At 60.9% G+C, this 21,086-nt stretch carries 18 protein-coding genes; 7 read left to right on the forward strand and 11 right to left on the reverse strand.

All coding sequences use genetic code 11. The annotated features are described in order from the left end of the window. Positions 1 to 12 precede the first annotated feature (12 nt). Complete coding sequence (locus tag RHP74_RS13530; RefSeq protein WP_010459916.1) at positions 13 to 759, forward strand: SDR family oxidoreductase; 747 nt, start codon at positions 13 to 15, stop codon at positions 757 to 759. Positions 760 to 908: 149 nt separating this feature from the next. Here the strand turns inward: RHP74_RS13530 and mapR are convergent, their stop codons facing one another. The 3 genes from mapR to RHP74_RS13545 all read right to left on the reverse strand — a co-directional run bounded on the left by mapR (position 909) and on the right by RHP74_RS13545 (position 4,306). Then, positions 909 to 2,318 (reverse strand): GntR family transcriptional regulator MpaR, encoded by a 1,410-nt coding sequence (gene mapR, locus RHP74_RS13535; protein WP_010459917.1) that lies wholly within the window; start codon positions 2,316 to 2,318, stop codon positions 909 to 911. A gap of 130 nt (positions 2,319 to 2,448) precedes the next feature. Further along, positions 2,449 to 3,876: a cytochrome c oxidase accessory protein CcoG gene (gene ccoG / locus RHP74_RS13540; protein WP_145307325.1), complete on the reverse strand. Its 1,428-nt coding sequence runs from the start codon at positions 3,874 to 3,876 to the stop codon at positions 2,449 to 2,451. Between the two features lie 196 nt (positions 3,877 to 4,072). Next, the gene (locus RHP74_RS13545; protein WP_109630730.1) at positions 4,073 to 4,306 is read right to left on the reverse strand and encodes a DUF3203 family protein; all 234 of its coding nucleotides are present in this window, start codon (positions 4,304 to 4,306) and stop codon (positions 4,073 to 4,075) included. A gap of 125 nt (positions 4,307 to 4,431) precedes the next feature. On the opposite strand from RHP74_RS13545, the gene RHP74_RS13550 reads away from it, so the two are divergent. Beyond that, entirely contained in the window at positions 4,432 to 4,944 is a 513-nt protein-coding gene (locus RHP74_RS13550) for an MgtC/SapB family protein (RefSeq protein WP_311099927.1), read from the forward strand. A gap of 10 nt (positions 4,945 to 4,954) precedes the next feature. Here the strand turns inward: RHP74_RS13550 and RHP74_RS13555 are convergent, their stop codons facing one another. Next, complete coding sequence (locus tag RHP74_RS13555) at positions 4,955 to 5,122, reverse strand: hypothetical protein (RefSeq protein WP_311099929.1); 168 nt, start codon at positions 5,120 to 5,122, stop codon at positions 4,955 to 4,957. Between the two features lie 208 nt (positions 5,123 to 5,330). Here RHP74_RS13555 and RHP74_RS13560 point away from each other — a divergent pair, with 208 nt between their 5' ends. From RHP74_RS13560 to glgB, 3 genes are all read left to right on the forward strand, one after another. Then, positions 5,331 to 7,328 carry an alpha-1,4-glucan--maltose-1-phosphate maltosyltransferase gene (locus RHP74_RS13560; protein WP_145307321.1) on the forward strand — a complete coding sequence of 666 codons (1,998 nt, stop codon included), beginning with the start codon at positions 5,331 to 5,333 and terminating at the stop codon, positions 7,326 to 7,328. Positions 7,329 to 7,525: 197 nt separating this feature from the next. Further along, positions 7,526 to 10,867: a maltose alpha-D-glucosyltransferase gene (treS, locus tag RHP74_RS13565; RefSeq protein ID WP_102593613.1), complete on the forward strand. Its 3,342-nt coding sequence runs from the start codon at positions 7,526 to 7,528 to the stop codon at positions 10,865 to 10,867. A 2-nt stretch (positions 10,868 to 10,869) separates the two neighbouring features. After that, positions 10,870 to 13,101, forward strand: coding sequence for a 1,4-alpha-glucan branching protein GlgB (gene glgB, locus RHP74_RS13570; protein ID WP_010459929.1), 2,232 nt, complete (start codon positions 10,870 to 10,872; stop codon positions 13,099 to 13,101). A 158-nt stretch (positions 13,102 to 13,259) separates the two neighbouring features. Here the strand turns inward: glgB and RHP74_RS13575 are convergent, their stop codons facing one another. After that, on the reverse strand, positions 13,260 to 14,333 hold the full coding sequence (locus RHP74_RS13575) for an autotransporter outer membrane beta-barrel domain-containing protein (protein ID WP_311099932.1): 1,074 nt from the start codon (positions 14,331 to 14,333) through the stop codon (positions 13,260 to 13,262). A 527-nt stretch (positions 14,334 to 14,860) separates the two neighbouring features. Between RHP74_RS13575 and RHP74_RS13580 the strand changes: the two genes are divergently transcribed. After that, positions 14,861 to 15,631, forward strand: coding sequence for a DUF2092 domain-containing protein (locus RHP74_RS13580; protein ID WP_311099934.1), 771 nt, complete (start codon positions 14,861 to 14,863; stop codon positions 15,629 to 15,631). Between the two features lies 1 nt (position 15,632). Continuing rightward, complete coding sequence (locus RHP74_RS13585; protein ID WP_311099935.1) at positions 15,633 to 16,196, forward strand: hypothetical protein; 564 nt, start codon at positions 15,633 to 15,635, stop codon at positions 16,194 to 16,196. A gap of 12 nt (positions 16,197 to 16,208) precedes the next feature. Here RHP74_RS13585 and RHP74_RS13590 read toward each other — a convergent pair whose 3' ends face one another. The 6 genes from RHP74_RS13590 to RHP74_RS13615 form a co-directional block, all read right to left on the reverse strand. Then, positions 16,209 to 17,009, reverse strand: a complete 801-nt coding sequence (locus tag RHP74_RS13590; protein WP_010459937.1) for an endonuclease/exonuclease/phosphatase family protein — start codon at positions 17,007 to 17,009, stop codon at positions 16,209 to 16,211. A gap of 196 nt (positions 17,010 to 17,205) precedes the next feature. Beyond that, entirely contained in the window at positions 17,206 to 17,964 is a 759-nt protein-coding gene (locus tag RHP74_RS13595) for a PIG-L deacetylase family protein (RefSeq protein WP_145307309.1), read from the reverse strand. 124 nt (positions 17,965 to 18,088) lie between these two features. Beyond that, positions 18,089 to 18,748: a glycosyltransferase gene (locus RHP74_RS13600; RefSeq protein WP_311099938.1), complete on the reverse strand. Its 660-nt coding sequence runs from the start codon at positions 18,746 to 18,748 to the stop codon at positions 18,089 to 18,091. Then, a complete protein-coding gene (locus RHP74_RS13605) occupies positions 18,745 to 19,344 on the reverse strand; it encodes an SAM-dependent methyltransferase (protein ID WP_010459944.1) in 600 nt (199 codons plus the stop codon). The genes RHP74_RS13600 and RHP74_RS13605 overlap by 4 nt, the downstream gene beginning before the upstream one ends. Next, positions 19,341 to 20,099 carry a PIG-L deacetylase family protein gene (locus RHP74_RS13610; RefSeq protein ID WP_010459946.1) on the reverse strand — a complete coding sequence of 253 codons (759 nt, stop codon included), beginning with the start codon at positions 20,097 to 20,099 and terminating at the stop codon, positions 19,341 to 19,343. Before RHP74_RS13610 ends, RHP74_RS13605 begins: the two co-directional genes overlap by 4 nt. After that, positions 20,096 to 21,085, reverse strand: coding sequence for an acyl-CoA dehydrogenase family protein (locus tag RHP74_RS13615; protein ID WP_077749962.1), 990 nt, complete (start codon positions 21,083 to 21,085; stop codon positions 20,096 to 20,098). The genes RHP74_RS13610 and RHP74_RS13615 overlap by 4 nt, the downstream gene beginning before the upstream one ends. Between the last annotated feature and the right edge of the window lies 1 nt (position 21,086).

Consider the following 21,086-nt stretch of genomic DNA (forward strand, 5'->3'; position numbering starts at 1 on the left):
GGGGAAGTCAACATGGACAAAGTCATTGTCATCACCGGCGGCGGCCGTGGTATCGGCGCGGCAACCGCGCTGTTGGCTGCAGGGCTTGGTTATCGGGTCTGTATCAACTATCAGTCCGACGAATCGGCTGCACAAAGCGTCCTGGAGCAAGTTCGGGCTCTGGGCGCTCAAGCCATTCTCGTGCGTGCCGACGTCAGCATCGAAGACGAAGTGATCAGTCTGTTCCACCGCGTGGACACCGAACTGGGTCGCGTCACGGCGCTGGTGAACAACGCCGGCACCGTGGGTCAAAAATCCCGCGTCGACGAAATGTCCGAGTTCCGCATTCTCAAAACGCTCAAGACCAACGTCCTGGCACCGATCCTCTGCGCCAAGCACGCGATCATGCGCATGTCGCCCAAGCATGGCGGGCAGGGCGGCAGCATCGTCAATGTGTCCTCTGTGGCCTCGCGTCTGGGTTCACCCAACGAGTACGTGGATTACGCAGCGTCAAAAGGCGCGCTGGACAGCTTCACCATCGGCCTGTCCAAGGAAGTGGCGGGCGAAGGCATTCGCGTCAACGCGGTGCGGCCAGGCTTTATTTACACCGACTTCCATGCGCTGAGCGGTGATCCGGATCGGGTCAGCAAGCTGGAATCGGCGATCCCGATGGCCCGCGGTGGACGGCCGGACGAAGTGGCCGAGGCGATTATCTGGTTGCTGTCGGACAAGGCTTCTTATGCGACCGGGACTTTTGTTGACCTGGGTGGTGGGCGTTAATCCTTAAGATTTGTATTGTCCGGCCCGGCCCCTTCGCGAGCAGGCTCCCCACAGTGGATTGATGTGAACACAGTATTTGTGAACGACACTAAATTCCTGTGTGGGGCGAGCCTGCTCGCGATGGCGGCAGCCCAAACGACATCAACGCTTCAGAACGACCGCACTATCCGCCCCAACGTCTCCATCGCCTTCTCCGAATCCTCGGTCCACGGGCTGCCATAATTCAGCCGGATACAATTCCTGAACCGCTGCGTCGGTGAAAAGATCGGCCCCGGCGCGATGCTGATGCCTTGCGCCAGTGCCATCTGGAACAACTTCAGCGAATCCATCTGCGGCGGCAGTTCCAGCCACAGGAAGTAGCCGCCGGCCGGTTGGCTGACACGTGTCTGCGCCGGAAAATAGCGGGCGATGGCGGCGAGCATGGCGCTTTGCTGTTCTTCCAGGGCGTAGCGCAGTTTGCGCAGGTGCCGGTCGTAGCCGCCGTGTTGCAGGTAGTCGGCGATAGCGGCCTGGGCCGGCATCGAGGCGCACAGCGAAGTCATCAGTTTCAGCCGTTCGATCTTCTGCGCATATCGCCCGGCGGCGACCCAGCCGATGCGGTAGCCCGGGGCGAGGCTCTTGGCGAAGGAACCGCAATGCATCACCAGCCCTTCGGTATCAAACGCCTTGGCCGGTTTCGGCGCCTGCTGGCCGTAATAGAGTTCGGCGTAGACGTCGTCCTCGATCAGCGGCACCTGGTGGCTGCGCAACAGCTCGACCAGCTCCTGTTTCTTCGCCTCGGGCATGGTCGCGCCCATCGGGTTCTGGAAACTGGTCATGCACCAGCAGGCCTTGATCGGGTGGCGCTCCAGGGTTTGCGCGAGCACGCCCAGGTCGATACCGTCGCGCGGGTGCACCGGGATCTCGACGGCTTTGAGTTTCAGCCGTTCCAGGATTTGCAGGCAGGCATAGAACGCCGGCGCTTCAATGGCCACCAGGTCGCCGGGTTCGGTGACCGCTTGCAGGCACAGGTTGAGGGCTTCCAGCGCGCCGTTGGTAATCAGCAGTTCTTCCATCGGCAACATCAGGCCGCCGACCATGTAGCGCAGGGCAATCTGGCGCCGCAGTTGCGGGTTGCCCGGCGACATGTCGGTGACGACCATGCGCGGGTCCATGTCCCGTGCGGCGCTGGCCAGGGAGCGTGACAGGCGCTGCAACGGGAAAAGGGTCGGGCTGGGAAAGGCCGAGCCGAAGGGCACGGTGGTCGGGTCCTTGATCGAGTCGAGGACCGAAAACACCAGCTCGCTGACGTCGACTTCGGTGGATTCATTGACCTGGCTGCTGATCACCGGCTCCGAGAACGGACTCGGCGCGTGCGCGTTGACGAAATAGCCGGAACGCGGCCGGGCGCGGATCAGGCCACGGCGTTCGAGCAGGTAGTAGGCCTGGAATACCGTGGACGGGCTGACCCCGTAAGTCTGGCTGGCATAGCGCACCGACGGCACGCGTTGGCCAGGGCCCAGGACGCCGGAGCGAATCAGTTCAGCGATGTCTTCGGCGAATTTTTCGTAGCGTTTCATCGAGTGCCTGATTGGTGTTTTTTCAGTGAAATCGAGGTGACTTCTTCGCGGGCAAGCACCGCTCCTACAGTCAGCACGAAACCGTAGGAGCGAGGCTTGCCCGCGAATGGCAGCACCGCAGTCTAAGGGATCAACGGTTCATCGGCGCAACAAACCGGCTCTTGGCCACGCTATAGATGTCCGGTTCGTCACTGTCGACAATCTTGAAACTGATCGTCTGCGAGCTGCTGCTGGGGCGTTCCGCGGTCATGGCCACTGACACCGGTACATCGACAATCTCACCCGGCGCCAGGCTCAGCTCGGTCTTGCCTTGCAGCACGAAGCCTTCGCCGTCCACCAGGCTCAGCCGATAGTCCTGACGCAGCTGGGTCTTGTTGATGACCTTCAAGCTGTAGATGTTTTCGATCTGCCCCTGGCTGTTCTCTCGGAACAGGCCGCGGTCCTTGCTCACGTCCAGCGACACCATCGGCCGCTCGACCAACGCCAGGGCGAGGGCGCCGATCATCACCAGCAGCACCGCGGTGTAACCGATCAGCCGCGGCCGTAGCAGATGAGTCTTGCCCCCTTGCAACTCATGCTCCGAGGTATAGCTGATCAAGCCACGGGCATAACCCATTTTGTCCATGATCGAATCGCAGGCGTCGATACACGCCGCGCAGCCGATGCACTCCATTTGCAAGCCGTCGCGTATGTCGATCCCGGTCGGGCAGACTTGCACGCACAGCTGGCAATCGATGCAATCACCCAGCCCCACCTCGGCCGGTTTCACCTCGCGTTTGCGCGGGCCACGGTTTTCACCGCGGGCCACGTCGTAGGAAATGGTCAAGGTGTCCTTGTCGAACATCACGCTCTGGAACCGCGCATACGGGCACATGTGCATGCACACCGCTTCACGCAGCCAGCCGGCATTGATGTAAGTCGCGCCGGTGAAAAACAGCACCCAGAACAGACTGACACCGCCCATCTGCAAGGTCAGCAGCTCTTCGGCCAAGGGCCGGATCGGCGTGAAATACCCCACAAAGGTCAGCCCGGTGAGCAGACTGATGGCCAGCCACAGTGTGTGCTTGGCCGAGCGGCGAATAAGTTTGTTCAGGCCCCACGGCGCGGCTTGCAGCTTGATGCGCTGGTTGCGTTCGCCTTCGGTGATCTTCTCGCACCACATGAAGATCCAGGTCCAGGAACTCTGCGGGCAGGTGTAACCGCACCAGACCCTGCCGGCGAACACGGTGATCGCGAACAGGCCGAACGCGGCGATGATCAGCAGCGCCGAAAGCAGGATGAAATCCTGGGGCCAGAAAGTTGCGCCGAAGATGTGGAATTTGCTTTCGGAAAGGTCCCAGAGCACCGCCTGACGGTCACCCCAGTTCAGCCACACGGTGCCGAAGAACAACAAAAACAGAACGCCCGCACCGCTCAGACGCAACGTGCGGAACAGGCCGGTGAAGCTGCGGGTGTGAATCAGGTTGTCGCTGGACTTGGCCTTTATCTTTGGACGCAAAGGCTCGGTTTTTATAAATGAGGCAGGTTCTACGATTCGGACGGGGATTCTTTCGCTCATGGTCTTTCGCTCATCAGCCTCCATCAGGCATGAGCACTATGACCAGCGATCTGTTTGCATAACAGACTCAGGTATTGCAATAAAAAGCGGATCAGATGGGGATTGGCCCGCTGCCTGCGACAACTTGATGCACCCCGTCACAGCAGGGCGCAGACGTCTATAACAGGCGCCTGCGGGCGGTGTTGATCCGCATCAGTCAAATCACCGAATCACTGTCAGTGGCTTTCAAATGCTTACGACCGTCCACTGCGCCTGCTACGGTCAATGCGTCGGCTTCTGCTTCGGTGATGTAGACGCGCTGGCCGTTGAGCTCAACCGCCGACATGGCTTTTTCCGAGTCGGTGATGATCGTGACATCGGGGCACAGGCGAATTTCTTCGCCGTTCTCGGTAACGAAAAAGCAGGTCTGGTTTTCGATGCGCACAGTCATGGAGGTGTCCTTTTTTTAGCGGGTTCTAAACTGTTAGGGCGCATCCGACGGACATCGTTCTGTGCAACTGATTAATGGTCGGCGCGGTCCATCCTCCCATAACGATCAATCACAAGGATTGCACCATGAACGCCTGGTGGCATGAGGTTTGGGTAACGCTGCAAGCGGAGTTCGCCGACATCGGCGATGCGTCACAACTGACGCGTATAACCGTGAGATTACTCATGGCTGCGATCCTGGGTGGCATCCTGGGTTTCGAGCGTGAGCAAAAGGGCAAGGCCGCCGGCGTGCGTACGCACATGCTGGTAGCGCTGGGAGCTGCGTTGTTTGTGCTGGTGCCACAGATGTCCGGCTCCCAGGCCGATGCCATGAGCCGGGTGGTGCAAGGCGTGATCGCCGGGATCGGCTTCCTCGGCGCCGGCACCATTCTGAAAAACCAGGAGGCCGATGAAGGCCACGTAAAAGGCCTGACCACCGCCGCCGGTTTATGGCTGACCGCCGCCATCGGTGTCTCGGCCGGGCTGGGCCGCGAGGCGACGGCGGTGTTTAGTACGCTGCTGGCATTGGCGATTTTCAGCGTGATGCCGAGGATCGTGCAAATACTCGACAGGGACAAAGACGAGCAGGAACGGCCCTAGATAGCCATCGTCACTCAGGCGTGACGATCACTGGCGGCATCGTGCTCGGTGGTTCTTCCCGGGGTGGCGGCGTAGTGCCAGGCGGTTCCTTTTCAGGTACCGGTTGCGGCTCGGTCGGCGGAATGGTCGGGGTGTCGATGTTCGGATCAGGTGTCTCGGCAGGGATTGGAATACTCATCGTTGAAGCCTCCAGTGGCACATGGCGTAAGTCGTGCTTAAGTGAGTTGACCGTCACGCAAGGGATTTGATTCCGCAGCAAATGGGCGTGAACTTTTCCCCGCGCTTGTCGCTCGGAACCTAAGTGAGTTCATTTCGGGCCCGACGGGTTTCGTGTGAAAGACGACCAGACACAAGAGCGTCCATGGGGCGTTAAGGAGAGATGCTCGATGACTGCTGAAAAACCGACAGAGCTGAACTACAACCCTCATATGCCACTGTCACAGGCGCTACTGCTGCCGCGCATCGCGATTGAAAGCGTGATGCCGACTCTGGATGGCGGGCAGTTCGCGGCCAAGGCCGTGGTGGGCCAGGACGTGGTGGTGACCAGCAAAGTGTTCGCCGACGGCCACGACAAACTGGCCGTGCGCATACGCTGGCGTGCCGACGGCGACGAGGCCTGGCAGAGCGAGGTCATGACCGAACTCGGCAATAACGGCTGGGAAGGGCAGTTCCGCGTTGAAGATCAAGGCCGCTACGTCTTTTGTATCGAAGCCTGGATCGATCAGTACGCCAGCTTTCTATACGAGATCGAGAAGAAACACATTGCCGGCGTGCCCATCAGCCTGGAGTTGCAGGAAGGGCGCAACCAGGTGAAACAGGCGGCCGAGCGCTCGGAAGGGCCGCTGAGCGAAGACCTGGCGGCGTTGCACCATGAATTGTCCGGGTTGCTCGAAGCGGAACAAGTCACCTTGTTTCTGCACCAACGCAGTGCGGACCTGATGGCTCAGGCCGATCACCGTGCCTACTTGAGTCTCAGTCCTGAATTTCCGCTGGACGTCGAGCGCGAGCTCGCCCAGTTCGCCAGCTGGTATGAGTTGTTTCCGCGCTCGATCACCGACGATCCAAACCGTCACGGCACGTTCAACGACGTGCATGCTCGGTTGGCGATGATTCAGGACATGGGTTTCGACGTGCTGTATTTCCCGCCCATTCATCCGATCGGGCGCAGCTTCCGCAAAGGCCCGAACAATTCACTGAGCGCCGGCCCCGACGATCCGGGCAGCCCGTATGCCATCGGCAGCGAAGAGGGCGGGCACGAGGCGATTCACTCCGAACTCGGCACCCGCGAAGACTTTCGTCGACTGGTGGCAGCGGCGGCGGATTACGGACTGGAAATTGCCCTCGATTTCGCGATCCAGTGTTCCCAGGATCACCCGTGGCTCAAACAGCACCCGGGCTGGTTCAACTGGCGCCCGGACGGCACGATCAAATACGCCGAGAACCCGCCGAAAAAGTACCAGGACATCGTCAACGTCGATTTCTATGCCAGCGATGCAATTCCCAGCCTGTGGGTCGAGCTGCGGGACATTGTGGTCGGTTGGGTCGAAGAGGGCGTGAAGATCTTTCGTGTCGACAACCCTCACACCAAGCCGCTGCCGTTCTGGCAATGGCTGATCGCCGATGTGCGGGCGTTGTATCCCGAGGTGATCTTCCTGGCGGAGGCCTTTACCACGCCGGCGATGATGGCGCGGCTGGGCAAGGTCGGTTACTCCCAGAGTTACACCTACTTCACCTGGCGCAATACCAAGCGGGAACTGGCGACCTATTTCACCGAACTCAACGAGTCGCCATGGCGCGAATGCTACCGGCCGAATTTCTTCGTCAACACGCCGGACATCAACCCCGCGTTTCTGCATGAGTCCGGACGCGCCGGCTTTCTCATCCGCGCGGCGCTGGCGACCATGGGCTCCGGTTTGTGGGGCATGTATTCGGGCTTCGAACTCTGTGAAGCCGCGCCGGTACCGGGCAAAGAGGAATACCTCAATTCCGAGAAATACGAGATCCGCCCACGGGACTTTACCGCGCCGGGCAACATCATCGCCGAGATCGCCCAGCTCAACCGCATCCGCCGGCAAAACCCGGCATTGCACACGCACCTGGGCCTGAAGGTCTACAACGCGTGGAACGACAACATTCTGTACTTCGGCAAACGCAGCGCAGATGGCAGCAACTTCATTCTGGTGGCCGTCAGCCTCGATCCGCATAACGTCCAGGAAGCGAATTTTGAATTGCCGCTGTGGGAAATGGGCTTGCCCGATGACGCCAGCACTGAGGGTGAAGACTTGATGAGCGGCCATCGCTGGACCTGGTACGGCAAGTATCAGTTCATGCGAATCGACCCGGCGCATCAACCGTTCGGTATCTGGCGAATCACAACTTCTTGAAGCCCCCCAGATTTGCGATGGGATGAACTTTTGTGGCGAGGGAGCTTGCTCCCGCTGTGGCGCGCAGCGGCCCTATTTTTTCAGGGTCAACTGATTTACAGGTTTTGCGACTGCTTCGCAGCCGAGCGGGAGCAAGCTCCCTCGCCACAGGTAGGCGTTCGGCTCAGGGGCTGCACTGAATTCAACAGGAGTTTCAAATGGCGAAGAAACCCAAGGCAGCCACCTTTATCAAGGACCCGCTCTGGTACAAGGATGCGGTGATCTACCAGGTTCACGTTAAGTCTTTTTTCGACTCCAACAACGACGGGATCGGCGACTTTCCCGGCCTTATCGCCAAACTCGATTACATTGCCGACCTCGGCGTCAACACCATCTGGCTCTTGCCGTTCTATCCGTCGCCACGGCGCGATGATGGCTACGACATTGCCGAATACCGTGGCGTCCACCCCGATTACGGCACCATGGCCGACGCCAAACGTTTCATCTCCGAGGCCCACAAACGCGGCCTGCGGGTGATTACCGAGCTGGTCATCAACCACACCTCCGACCAGCACGCGTGGTTCCAGCGCGCACGAAAAGCCAAACCAGGTTCGGCGGCGCGGGACTTCTACGTCTGGTCCGACGACGATCACAAATACGACGGCACCCGGATCATCTTTCTCGACACCGAAAAGTCCAACTGGACCTGGGACCCGGTCGCCGGCCAGTACTTCTGGCACCGGTTCTATTCGCACCAGCCAGACCTCAACTTCGACAACCCGCAAGTCATGAAAGCGGTGCTGTCGGTGATGCGCTACTGGCTCGACATGGGCATCGACGGCCTGCGCCTGGACGCGATTCCCTACCTGATCGAGCGCGACGGCACCAACAACGAAAACCTGCCCGAGACCCACGACGTCCTCAAGCAGATCCGTGCCGAGATCGACGCCAACTATCCAGACCGCATGCTTCTGGCCGAGGCCAATCAATGGCCGGAAGACACGCAGCTGTACTTCGGTGACACCGATAAAAAAGGCCTCAACGGTGATGAATGCCACATGGCCTTTCACTTCCCGTTGATGCCGCGCATGTACATGGCGCTGGCTCAGGAAGATCGTTTCCCGATCACCGACATCCTGCGCCAGACCCCGGAGATCCCGGCCAACTGTCAGTGGGCGATTTTCCTGCGCAACCACGATGAGTTGACCCTGGAAATGGTCACCGACAAGGAACGCGATTACCTGTGGAACTACTACGCGGCCGACCGTCGGGCGCGGATCAACCTCGGTATTCGCCGCCGCCTCGCACCGTTGATGGAGCGGGATCGCCGTCGGGTGGAACTGCTCAACAGTCTGCTGCTGTCGATGCCGGGCACACCGACGATGTATTACGGCGATGAAATCGGCATGGGCGACAACATCTACCTCGGCGACCGTGACGGCGTACGCACGCCCATGCAGTGGTCGATCGACCGTAACGGCGGTTTTTCCCGCGCCGACCCGGCGAGCCTGGTACTGCCGCCGATCATGGACCCGCAATACGGGTACCTGTCGGTCAATGTCGAGACCCAGGCCGGCGACCCGCATTCGCTGCTGAACTGGACCCGGCGCATGCTCGCCGTGCGTAAGCAGTCCAAGGCCTTCGGGCGTGGCACGCTGAAAATGCTCTCGCCGAGCAACCGGCGAATTCTGGCCTACACCCGTGAATACGACGGGCCGGACGGCAAATACGAAATCATCCTGTGTGTGGCCAACGTATCGCGCAGTGCGCAAGCGGCGGAGCTGGACCTGTCGGCTTACGCCGGTATGGTGCCGGTGGAGATGCTCGGGGGTAACGCTTTCCCGCCGATCGGCCAGCTGAATTTCCTCCTGACGCTGGCGCCTTACGGCTTTTATTGGTTTGGACTTGCTGCGGAGAATCAAATGCCCAGCTGGCACGTAGAACCGGCGCAAAGCCTGCCGGACTTCACCACCCTGGTGTTGAAAAAACGCATGGAAGAACTGCTCGAAGCGCCGTCACGCGGCACGCTGGAGCAGGGCATCTTGCCGAACTGGCTGCAAAACCGTCGCTGGTTCGCCGGCAAGGACGCGGCCATCGAGAAGGTCAACCTGGTCTATGGCGTGCGCTTCGGCGATGCGCAGCATCCGGTGCTTTTGAGTGAAATCGAAGTCACCAGCGGCGGCCAGACCAGCCGTTACCAGTTGCCTTTCGGCTTCATTGCCGATGATCAGGTCGGGCCGGCGTTGCCGCAGCAACTCGCGCTGTCTCGGGTTCGACGTGGCCCTCAAGTGGGGTTGATCACCGACGCATTCAGCCTGGAAAACTTCATCCGCGCGGTGCTGCGAGGCATGCAGGAAAACACCGTGTTGCCTTCCGATGGCGGCGAGATCCGTTTCGAACCGACCGAGGAACTGGCCAAACTGGGCCTGACGGCCGAATCCGAAGTGCGCTACCTGTCGGCCGAGCAGTCCAACAGTTCGGTGGTGATCGGCAGCAGCCTGGTGCTGAAGCTGATCCGCAAGGTCGCCTCGGGCGTGCACCCGGAACTGGAAATGAGCGCCTATCTGACCAACGCCGGTTTTAGCAACATCTCGCCGCTGCTGGGGTCGGTGGTTCGCCGCGACGCCAAGGGCGAGGACAATCTGCTGATGATTGCCCAAGGCTATTTGAGCAATCAGGGCGATGCCTGGGAATGGACCCAGAACAACCTCGAACGGGCACTGCGCGACGAACTGGCCGACGCCATGTCCGAGCAGGAGCAGCACTACAACGCACTGGGTGAGCTCAAAGACTTCGCCGGCATGCTCGGCCAACGGCTGGGTGAGATGCACCAGGTGCTGGCGGCCCCGACCGATGACCCGGACTTCGCCCCGCAGGTCACCACGCAAAAAGAGGCCCTGGCCTCGGCCAAGGACGTCGCGGCGCAACTGGAGCACTCGCTGAAGTTGCTCAAACAGCATCAAAGCGAACTGAACCCGGCGGACAAAGCGCTGGTCACTCGTTTACTGGACAACAAAAAAGCCATCCTCAGTCATGTCCAGGACCTGGGCGAAAAAGCCGTCGGTGGTTTGCGCATTCGCGTCCACGGCGATTTGCACCTGGGTCAGGTGCTGGTGATCAAGGGCGACGCCTTCTTGATCGACTTCGAAGGCGAGCCGGCACGGCCGCTCAGCGAACGACGCGGCAAGCACAGCCCGTACAAAGATGTCAGTGGCGTGTTGCGCTCCTTCGATTACGCCGCGGCGATGGCGATCAACGTGCATAACGTCGACAACACCGCCGAAGCCCGAGCGGCACGGCAACGGGTAGCCGACCGTTATTTGAATGAAGCAAAACAGGCATTTGTCGACGCTTATCGGCTGGCGGCAGCTAGTCTTGCTCATGCGTGGCAAGATCCGGAAGGCGAGGACGCCGCGTTGGCGTTGTTCGGGCTGGAGAAGGCGGCGTATGAGGTGGCTTATGAGGCTGAAAATCGCCCCACGTGGCTGCCGGTGCCATTGCACGGTTTGTATGGATTATTGAGTGGGCTTAAACCCTTTTCCGAGCTTGGTGGAGAGTAGTCATGAGTTTCTCGAACAAGGAACAGGGTCACGCTAAAGAAGCGTTGCTGCCCAGATCGCGGGATATCGACGCGCTGGTACGCGCCGAACATCACGACCCTTTTGCAATTCTCGGCCCCCACGGCGATGACGCCGGCGGGCAATTCATTCGAGCGTATCTGCCAGACGCGCTGAGCGTGCAGGTACTGGCCAGGGACTCCGGGGAAGAACTCGGCAACCTTGAAGCCACTCAGACGCCGGGCCTGTTTGTCGGGCACTTCGATCGGGCGCAGCCGTATCTTTTGCGCACCCGTTGGGCTGGTGGCGAACAGGTTTCCGAGGACCCTTACAGCTTTGGCCCATTACTCGGCGAAATGGACTTGTACCTGTTCGCCGAAGGCAATCATCGCGACCTCAGTGCCTGCCTCGGCGCGCAGCTGAAGACGGTGGACGGCGTCGACGGCGTGCGTTTCGCCGTGTGGGCGCCGAATGCCAAACGGGTGTCGGTGGTCGGTGACTTCAACAACTGGGACGGTCGTCGGCACCCGATGCGTTTGCGCCATCCCACCGGGGTCTGGGAAGTGTTCATCCCGCGTTTGCAGGCAGGGGAAACCTACAAATACGAAATCCTCGGCGCCCACGGGATTCTGCCGCTCAAGGCTGACCCGATGGCATTGGCCACCTCGCTGCCGCCGGATACCGCGTCCAAAGTCGCCTCACCGTTGAACATCGACTGGCAGGATCAGGCGTGGATGGAGTCTCGTGGCGAGCGGCATCTGCCGAGTGCGCCGCTGTCGATCTACGAGTTGCACGCCGGCTCGTGGCAATGCGAGCTGGACGATCTGGGTGAAGTGGCGCGCCAGTACACCTGGCACGAACTGGGCGAGCGGCTGATTCCTTATGTGAAGGAACTGGGCTTCACCCACATCGAGCTGATGCCGATCATGGAACACCCGTTCGGCGGTTCCTGGGGTTACCAGTTGCTGTCGCAATTCGCCCCGAGCGCCCGTTATGGTTCGCCGGATGACTTCGCCGCCTTCGTCAACGCCTGTCACCAGGCTGACATCGGCGTGATCCTCGATTGGGTGCCGGCGCATTTCCCCACCGATACCCACGGCCTGGCGCAATTCGATGGCACCGCGTTGTACGAATACGGCAATCCGCAGGAAGGTTTCCATCAGGACTGGGACACGCTGATCTATAACCTGGGCCGCACCGAAGTGCACGGCTACATGCTGGCCTCGGCGCTGCACTGGCTCAAGCATTTCCACGTCGATGGCCTGCGGGTCGATGCCGTGGCGTCGATGCTCTATCGCGATTACTCGCGCAAGGCCGGGGAATGGGTGCCAAACCGTCACGGCGGGCGCGAGAACCTCGAAGCCATCGACTTCCTGCGCCACCTCAACGACGTGGTCAACATCGAAGCGCCCGGTGCGCTGGTGATTGCCGAGGAGTCCACCGCGTGGCCGGGTGTCAGCCAGAGCACGCAACAGGGCGGGCTGGGCTTTGACTACAAATGGAACATGGGCTGGATGCACGATTCGCTGCATTACATCCAACAGGATCCGGTGTACCGCGCCCATCACCACAACGAGCTGAGTTTCGGCCTGGTGTATGCCTGGTCCGAGCGTTTCATTCTGCCGATCTCCCACGATGAAGTGGTGCACGGCAAGCACTCGCTGATCGACAAGATGCCTGGCGACCGCTGGCAGAAATTTGCCAACCTGCGGGCCTATTTAAGCTTCATGTGGGCGCATCCTGGCAAGAAACTGCTGTTCATGGGCTGCGAGTTCGGCCAGTGGCGCGAGTGGAATCACGATCAGCAACTGGACTGGTACCTGCTGCAATACTCCGAACACAAGGGTGTGCAGAAACTGGTCGGCGACCTCAATCGGCTGTACCGCGAAGAGCCGGCGATGCATGACCAGGATGACGCGCCGCAAGGCTTCCAGTGGTTGATCGGCGATGATGCGATCAACAGCGTTTACGCGTTCCTGCGTTGGAGCAAGGAAGGGCGGCCGGTGTTGGTGGTGGCGAACTTCACGCCGGTGCCGCGTCAGGCCTATCGCATCGGCGTACCGTTCGCCGGGCGCTGGGGCGAGGTGATCAACAGCGACGCGGCGATGTATGCCGGGTCCAACTATGGCAACAGCGGCGGGGCGTTTACCGAGGAAGAGCCGAGCCATGGCCAGAACATTTCACTGGTGTTGAATCTGCCACCGTTGGCGGTGTTGATCCTGAGTCCTGAGGGTTGATCCAGTACGGGGTCTCTTCCATCACGAGCAGGCTCGCTGCGACATGATCGTTCCCCACGCTCCGCGTGGGAATGCAGCCCCGGGACGCTCCGCGTCCCTACGATGTGACGCAGAGCGCCACTGGAGGCATTCCCACGCGGAGCGTGGGAACGATCACTTCACCACCGCATCCGCACACCCAGACTCCCGATCAAGCCGTTCAAATCATTTTCATCCACATCGCTGCTGTAATCGGCGCTGAAGTAGAAACTCACCGCGGGCGTGACTCTGGCCACCAGCCCCAACCCCACTTCGACCGTCGATGAGTTGCGGCTGCTGCTGATCTTGTCGACCTGATCGAGGGTCACGGTGTTGCCGGTGTACACGGTGTGCCACAAGTTGGTCCGCACATAGGGTTCGACTCCCAGGCCGTTGATGTCGTAACTACCTTTCAACCTTGCGCCGACCCGGCCGCTCCAGGACGTCAGGTCGCTGGACGATGCATTACTTGAACCGGCATAAGGCGTATCCAGCGTGATGCGCTGATTGATCAACTGCGCTTGCGGTTCGACTACCCAGTTTTCGCTGACCCCAATCGGAAATCCGCCTTCCACCGACAACGTCACCGCGCTGCCTTCGGTTGCTATCCGCGCGCCCCGGTCGTTACGGCTGTAACCGGCGACCCGTCCACCACTGGCCGACAAATCCACGTGCCAGCCTTGTGGCCCGGTCAGGCTCCAGTAGGCGCCGAGGCTCTGGCCTTGAAGGTTGAGGGTATCGGTCTCGGGGGCGGCGAGGGCGCGACGGGTCAACAGGCCGTTGCTGTTGCCTTGTAACTGCGTCATCCCGCCGATCAGGCCGACCCGTTGGGTATGGCCGCTACCGCTTTGCAGGGTCAGGATCGCCGGGCCTTTGAATTCGGTGCTGCCGGGGCTGGAAACCCCTTGAGGCATTACATAGGTCTGTGCTTGTCGCGATGCCTGCCCGTACAACTGGTCCCAGGTCGAAGGCGCGGCATCTTCGATGGTCAGGCGAGAACTTCGTGTATCGGAGGCGGCGTTGAAATGGCCGGGGTAGGGGGCGGTGATGTGTATCGTGGGCAAGGTCATTGCCGGTACATCCTGGCGATACCAGGGGGCGGTTTCATCCTCTGCGTGCCCGGCTTGCACCTCCATGGACGAACACAGCAGCAGAGAACTCGAGACAGTGCAAAAAGTGATTTTGATCTCTTGTTGGGTGAATGAAGTTTTCATGGGGGTCTACCTTGCAATCGCATGCCGTATCTCGCTTTGGCGTCTCTCCTACCCCGAATGAGGGGCGACCGAATGGATTGAGGCAAGCCGCTGGCCGCCCGATTTCGCGGGTGTCTGGAGGTTTGCCCCTGGTGGATTTCCGGGGGTAGTAACGTGAAGCTAAGAAGACCCTTGACAATGCGTCAAGAAAATGGCCGATAGGCGGTAATGGAATTTTAGTGCTCGCAAGTGACTGATTTTTGCCGCGCATCTAAGTTCTTGTTTGTTCGAAAAATCGTCAAAAAACCCTCGGGCCAGAGCCTTTGGATAGTGGGCTACCGGTCTGTCCGGGCGGGGTTCAGGGCCTGCTGGCCCGACGATGTCCATGTCTCGATTCTGTCAGTAATGCTGCGCTGAAATGAACGCAAGGGAATCGCTGTCCTCACACCGGTTTGTCTATCTGGCGAACAGGACTGGCCGCAACTAGGCTGAACATTCAGCCACAAGGTTTCGGGCGGCAGCCCGGCGCAGGGACAGGAGAAAAATCGATGAAAACCCAATCCAGTGTTTTCTGCCTGATGTTTACCCTGCTCCTTGCCCCAGGGGCTCGCGCCGAAAAGGTACCGGCGGCGGACGCCACCCCGATCATCAATCCGCAGGTGGTCGATAAGCTGATTGATATGGGCAACTACCTGCGCAGCCTGTCGAAGTTTCAGGTAGATGCCGAAGTGACCCTGGATACCGTCCTGGAGACCGGGCAGAAGATCAAGTCCGAGGCTTCCACTACTCTGAAAGTGCTGGGGCATGACCGTATGTATGCCCGGACAGAAGGCGATGTCCGAACGCGAGAGTTCTTCTATAACGGCAAGAAACTGACCCAGTACTCACCGTACCTCAAGTACTACACCACGGTGGATGCTCCGCCCAAGGTGTCCGAAACCCTGCACATGATCGAAAACCATTACGGGATCCAGATCCCCATGGAAGACCTGTTTCTGTTTGGCAGCGATCAGGCCCAGATCGATGCACTCAAGGAAGCCCTGTACGTGGGACCGTCAACGATCAAGGGCCAACTCTGTGATCACTTGGCCTTTCGGCAGGAGGGCGTCGACTGGCAATTGTGGATCACACGGTCCGAGAAGCCACTGCCGTGCAAACTGGTGATTACCACCACCGATGAGCAGAGCTTTCCGGAATACAGCGCGGTGTATCACTGGAACCTGAAGCCTGGCCTCCAGGAGTCGATGTTCACCTTCAAACCGGCCAAGGGTGATGTGGCGATTGCGCTGAAGAAAGCCGCTGATCAGGGAGGGGAATGACATGAACCGGTCGATGTCGTGGAGCCTGTTTGTATCGCTAGCCACTGCCGCAGTGCTGACTGTCGGCCTGATCGCCGAAGCGGATGCCCGGCCACGGGGCCAGGGGCAGGCAAGGGCGTCAGTCAACCGTGCGCCAGCCCCCAATGCCCAGCGGGCGCAGCGGATCAATACCCCGCCGCGCGCGAGCAACGTCAATGCGGGCAATCGGGTGAACTCAGGCAACCGGGTCAATGCCGGGAACACTGTCGGCAACCGTACCAACATCAACAACAGCACTCGTAACGTCAACATCAACAACAATCGCGACGTCGACATTGATGTCGATGGGCATGGCCGCTATGGCTACGACGATCACTATCATCCGATCGCCACGGCGGCGGCCGTGACCGCGACGGTCGCGGTGACAGCAGCGGTGGTTGGCTCGATCCTGACGCCGGCACAAATGCCCAGCAGTTGCGTGCAGGTCATGCAATACAACACGGTGTACATGCAGTGCGGTTCAACCTGGTACCAGCCGCAGTATCAGGGCAGCAATGTGACCTATGTTGTGGTCAACGCACCTTGATGCTTTGATCGCTCAGAGGTGCACTTCCACCGCCAACGGCAAGTGGTCCGACAGGTGCGTCCAGGGTTTATTGCCGAGAATTCGCGGGTTGTGGCTGCTGGCGTTGCGCAGGTAGACCCGGTCCAGGCGCAGCAGCGGAAAGCGCGCCGGGTAGGTTTTCGCCGGGCGGCCATTGTGGCGTTCGAAGGCTTCGTGCAGGTAATTGCGACGGGAGAGGGCGGCGTTGCCTTGCAGCTGCCAGTCGTTGAAGTCGCCGGCGATGATTACCGGCGCATCGTCGGGCAGGGATTCGAGCAGTAGGCAGAGCAGTTGCAGCTGCAACTGGCGATGACTTTCCAGCAAGCTCAAGTGCACGCAGATCGCATGGACTTCAGCGTGCCCCGGCACGTCCAGTACGCAGTGCAGCAAGCCGCGGCGTTCGGGGCCGGTGATCGAGACATCGAGATTGCGGTGTTCGCGAATCGGGTATTTCGATAGCAGCGCGTTGCCATGATGGCCGTTGGGGTAAACGGCGTTGCGACCGTAGGCGAAATCGCTCCACATGCTGTCGGCCAGGAACTCGTATTGCGAGGTCTGCGGCCAGTCGTTGTAACGGGAGGAATGCCGATCGTGCTCGCCGACCACTTCCTGCAGGAATACAAGATCGGCCGACGTACTGCGCACCGCTTCTCGCAGCTCCGGAAGGATGAAACGCCGATTGAGGGCGGTAAACCCTTTGTGGGTGTTGACCGTCAGCACCCTCAATCGATGAATCGCCGGGGGCGAGTCCAAGGGCACTGATTCAACGGCTCGCTGCTCGGAATCGCTGGTCACGTTCACTCCTCTGAATCTGGGCTGCTTATGCATGCGACTGATGCAGCGGCGGGCAGTTCAGTTTGAGCGACACCCATTCCAAGTGGGAGCGAGCCTGCTCGCGATAGCGGAGTGACATCCAGCATTGATGTCGACTGCCCCAACGATATCGCGAGCAGGCTCTCTCCCGCAGGGATGGGTTGGATGGGGAATTGGGTCAGACAAAGACAACTTCATAGGGCAAACGCATGCGCTCCAGTATCACCCGGGGCAGCAGCGGCGCGATGCCGATGGCCGGTTCGCCGTCGAGCTGGCTGGCGTAGGCGTGGGTGGCGTGGCTTTTGCGCGCGACGGTCCAGGTGTCGAGGCGTACTTTGCGCGCACGATGCCAGGGAAAGAGTCCTTGATCTCGGGTCGGCCAGTGCCAGGCCCAGACCGGCAGTTCGTTGACCGTCGCGCCGACCATGCTCGCCGCATTGGCGCTGGCGCGGCCGACGGCGTCATGATCGCAGGTGCCGTCTTCGCGCCAGGTAGTGAACACCACATCGCCGGGGCGCAAATAACGGGCGATGAATTGGGTCAATTGGGTTTCATGCTTGGCCAGGGCGTTGTCGGTAAAGCCGCCGCGAATCCACTTCAGGCTGTGCATCGGCAAACCGAGCCGGCGCAAGGCTTCGACGCTTTCCTGGCCGCGAAACACACTCAGGCGTTTCTCTGACCACTGTTGCGAGCCCGGATGGCTGGCGCTGCCATCGGTGATCGAGATCAATTGCAGGGGATGACCCAACGAGGATAGGAGCTGAAGCAAGCCTCCACACATGACCACTTCATCGCCAGGATGCGGCGCAATGACCACGGCACGCGCGCCAGTGGGGACCAGGGTCTCGGTGTTGATGACGGGGATGTTGTCCAGTTGCCGGGCGCTGTTCCAGACCTGTCCCGGCAAGCTGCTTTCGATGAGGGAAACGGGTTTCATCGGGCTACGTCCTTGTTCTGTTTGAGAGCAATGTGCAGCGCTCCATACCCTGGATTGCCGCGAGGAGAGTATTGCTCAAGTCTCGCTATTCGTCGCGTGGTGCTGTCATCTGAGACGGTATTTTTTAACCAGGCTGTACCAGGTCTCGCAAATAATCGCCGAAACCACCGCGTGCGCGACTGTCCAGCCGAGCACTGGTCAGCACTTGCGGGCGATGGCTCCAGGCTATGTTTGCGCCACAGCGTTCGAGTTGTCGCACCAGTTGCACATCTTCGTCACAGGCCAGCGGTTCGAAACCGCCGGCGCGCTGATAGGCGTCAGCACTGATGCCCAGATTGGCTCCATGAATGTGCCGATGACCTTCGCGGGCCTGATAGTGCTGGTGATAGCGAATCTGAGCCGACTCATCGAACGCCTCGTGCCACGCCTCCACCGTGACCGTGCCGCACACCGCATCGACGTCGAGGGCCAGTTGCGCCACCAGCCAATCGTGCGCCACACGGCTGTCGGCATCGGAACAGGATATCCAGCGTGCCCCACGATCGAGCAGAAACCGTGCGCCGGCGGCGCGAGCCTGACCGACGTTGCGTGCCTCGATCGCCAGACTGTGCACCGGATAGGCGCTGACGATCTCCGAGGACCGGTCGGTGCAACTGTCGAGCACCACCAGCACCTCGACGGTTTCACCGCCCAGCCGCTCGTGTTGCGCGGCGAGCAGGGCCGCCTCAAGGCAGTCTTCGAGCAAGTCTTCTTCGTTATGCGCGGGGATCAGAATGCCGATCATCGCAAGCCCTCCAGAGCCGCCACGGAGCGTGGTTCACGACTCCAGAGTTCCAGTAGAAAATCCGCTTCCTGATGCAGGGCCAGTCGCGGCAAATGCAAATGTTCGTGGAGCAAGTCATGGACTTGCCGGGCGTTCAACGGACAGCCGTCGATGGGCGGGCGCCAGTGGCAGGCCAGCAGTTGGCCGTCGGCGGTCAGCGATTGTGCGGCCTGTTCGATCAGGCGTTTCAGATCATCGGCGTCGAGGTAGTAGCCGATCTCGCTGAGCACGATCAGGTCGAATTTCTCGTCCGGCCAATCGGCAGGCAAGCGGCTGTGGCGGACTTCGGCGTGGTCGAACGGGCCGAGTCGGGTGCGAGCCAGCGTCACGGCTGCGGCGGCGGTGTCGCAACACAGCAGACGATCGCAGCGGCTGGCCAGCTCAAAGCTCAACTCGCCGTTGGCGCAGCCGGGCTCAAAGATCGCCCGGTAGTGAGGGCGGGGCAGCGCGGCGAGGGTGATTGCGCGTTTGCGCTGTTCGTACCAGCGCTGACGGAACGACCAGGGATCATCGTTGCCGGCAAACAGACCGTCGAAATAGCGGTCGTCGACGCTCATACAAACACCACTTCGAACGGTTGCAGCAGCCGTTCCAGCACATAGGGCGCCAGCACGGGCGGCAAGCCGATGTGCGGGTCACCCTCCAACTGGCTGGCAAAGGCGTGGATCGCGTGGCGTTTGCGCGCGACCAGGTGCGGGGCCAGGAGGATTTTTCGCGCCCGGTGCCACGGCACGAAACTGTCTTCAGGTGTCGCCCAGTGCCAGGTCCACACGGGCAATTCATAGACGGTCGCACCCGCTCGTCTTGCCGCTGTGGCGCTGGCCCGGCCCACGGCTTCGTGGTCGCAATGGCCGTCCTCGCGCCACGTGGTGAATACCACGTCGTTGGGGTGCAAGTGACGTTCGATGAACTCGCTCAGCTCGCTTTCTCGATCAGCGACCTGGCTGTCCTTGAATCCACCACGCAGCCATTTCAGGCTGTGCAGTGGCACACCGAGACGTCGCAAGGCTTCGACCGATTCCTGTGGCCGCACCGCGCTCAGGCGCTCCACCGGCCAGCGCTCGGAGCCGGGATGGCTGGCGCTGCCATCGGTGACCGAGATCAGCTGCAAGGGCCGACCGGCGGCGGCGAGCAATTGCAGGAAACCGCCGCAGCCCAGCACTTCGTCATCCGGGTGCGGAGCGATGATCACTGCGCGGGCACCTTCCGGCACCAGGCTCAGGATATCGATCACCGGTAACTGCGCCAGGTGGCTGGAGGTCTGCCACCGATGAAGCGGCGTGCCCTGGCCGACGATAGGATTGGTTTTCATAACGTCCATGTTCCGGTAATGACGGTTTGGCCGAGGGCGGCGAGGTCCCGTTCGGCGTGGCTTTGGCGCAGGAACACCGGCAGGTCGGCGATCAATCGGGCGAACTGCCGATCCCTACAGTAGGGACCCGCGCCGAGGGCGTGGCCGACATGCAACATGACCTGTTCGGCGGTGTGTTCCACCACCGCCCGGGCGCGCCGGGCCAGCAATTCGGCGTCGTCCAGCGGGGCGGCGTCGATCATCAGTGCGCTGACCCGCAAGACCTCGGCGGCGGCATGCAGCGCACTGTCGACGGCACCGAGGTGAGCGAGGGCGTGGGGTTCTTCATGGTGCGCGCAATGGCTGCGCAGGCGTTCGGCAATGCTTTGCGCCGCGCCGTACCAGCAGGCGGCAATGCCGATGCCGCCCTGCCAGAAACCGGGCCGATTCAGGTAATCGCCGGGTGAACCGATGGCTTGGCCCTCGGCGCCTTCGAACAGCACTTCGACGCTGCCGGAGGCGCCCATGCCGACCGCTTGCCAGCCTTGATCGGTCACGGTCACGCCGGGTTGATCCAGCGCCACCGCGACCAATTGCTGGCAGTCCTGTTGATCCCAGGCCGTGAGCAGCGCATGACTCAACACCGCCGCGCCCGAGCACCAGGCCTTGCGCCCGTTCAACTCGACCATGTGTCCCTGCGGACGGACGCGCACCCGGGCGTTTGGCGGTTCAGCGGCCCACATGCCCCAGGTGCTGCCCGGCGTCGGCGAGCCGCCGAGTTGCTGGATGATTGCCAGCGCATCGGTATGGCCTTCGTACAACTTGCATAACCCGAGGTCATGCCCGCCGACCTCGGCCAACCGCTGGAAGCGCTCCAGCGTCTGGCCACTGCCGGGTAGCGGAAGCTGATCAAGCCCAGCCTCCACCAACGCCCGCAGGCACCGGCCTAGCGCCTGAGTATCGGCGTAGTCCGGTGGCTGGCGAGTGAGAAACGCTTGAAGGTCCATT

Source organism: Pseudomonas sp. SG20052 (assembly GCF_031766055.1).
GTDB lineage: Bacteria > Pseudomonadota > Gammaproteobacteria > Pseudomonadales > Pseudomonadaceae > Aquipseudomonas > Aquipseudomonas mandelii.

Bases quoted from the DNA above. Each gene is read 5' to 3' on its own strand.
- RHP74_RS13530 (WP_010459916.1), top strand. From the start codon at position 13: ATGGACAAAGTCATTGTCATCACCGGCGGCGGCCGTGGTATCGGCGCG.
- mapR (WP_010459917.1), bottom strand. From the start codon at position 2,318: ATGAAACGCTACGAAAAATTCGCCGAAGACATCGCTGAACTGATTCGC.
- ccoG (WP_145307325.1), bottom strand. From the start codon at position 3,876: ATGAGCGAAAGAATCCCCGTCCGAATCGTAGAACCTGCCTCATTTATA.
- RHP74_RS13545 (WP_109630730.1), bottom strand. From the start codon at position 4,306: ATGACTGTGCGCATCGAAAACCAGACCTGCTTTTTCGTTACCGAGAAC.
- RHP74_RS13550 (WP_311099927.1), top strand. From the start codon at position 4,432: ATGAACGCCTGGTGGCATGAGGTTTGGGTAACGCTGCAAGCGGAGTTC.
- RHP74_RS13555 (WP_311099929.1), bottom strand. From the start codon at position 5,122: ATGAGTATTCCAATCCCTGCCGAGACACCTGATCCGAACATCGACACC.
- RHP74_RS13560 (WP_145307321.1), top strand. From the start codon at position 5,331: ATGACTGCTGAAAAACCGACAGAGCTGAACTACAACCCTCATATGCCA.
- treS (WP_102593613.1), top strand. From the start codon at position 7,526: ATGGCGAAGAAACCCAAGGCAGCCACCTTTATCAAGGACCCGCTCTGG.
- glgB (WP_010459929.1), top strand. From the start codon at position 10,870: ATGAGTTTCTCGAACAAGGAACAGGGTCACGCTAAAGAAGCGTTGCTG.
- RHP74_RS13575 (WP_311099932.1), bottom strand. From the start codon at position 14,333: ATGAAAACTTCATTCACCCAACAAGAGATCAAAATCACTTTTTGCACT.
- RHP74_RS13580 (WP_311099934.1), top strand. From the start codon at position 14,861: ATGAAAACCCAATCCAGTGTTTTCTGCCTGATGTTTACCCTGCTCCTT.
- RHP74_RS13585 (WP_311099935.1), top strand. From the start codon at position 15,633: ATGAACCGGTCGATGTCGTGGAGCCTGTTTGTATCGCTAGCCACTGCC.
- RHP74_RS13595 (WP_145307309.1), bottom strand. From the start codon at position 17,964: ATGAAACCCGTTTCCCTCATCGAAAGCAGCTTGCCGGGACAGGTCTGG.
- RHP74_RS13600 (WP_311099938.1), bottom strand. From the start codon at position 18,748: ATGATCGGCATTCTGATCCCCGCGCATAACGAAGAAGACTTGCTCGAA.
- RHP74_RS13605 (WP_010459944.1), bottom strand. From the start codon at position 19,344: ATGAGCGTCGACGACCGCTATTTCGACGGTCTGTTTGCCGGCAACGAT.
- RHP74_RS13610 (WP_010459946.1), bottom strand. From the start codon at position 20,099: ATGAAAACCAATCCTATCGTCGGCCAGGGCACGCCGCTTCATCGGTGG.
- RHP74_RS13615 (WP_077749962.1), bottom strand. From the start codon at position 21,085: ATGGACCTTCAAGCGTTTCTCACTCGCCAGCCACCGGACTACGCCGAT.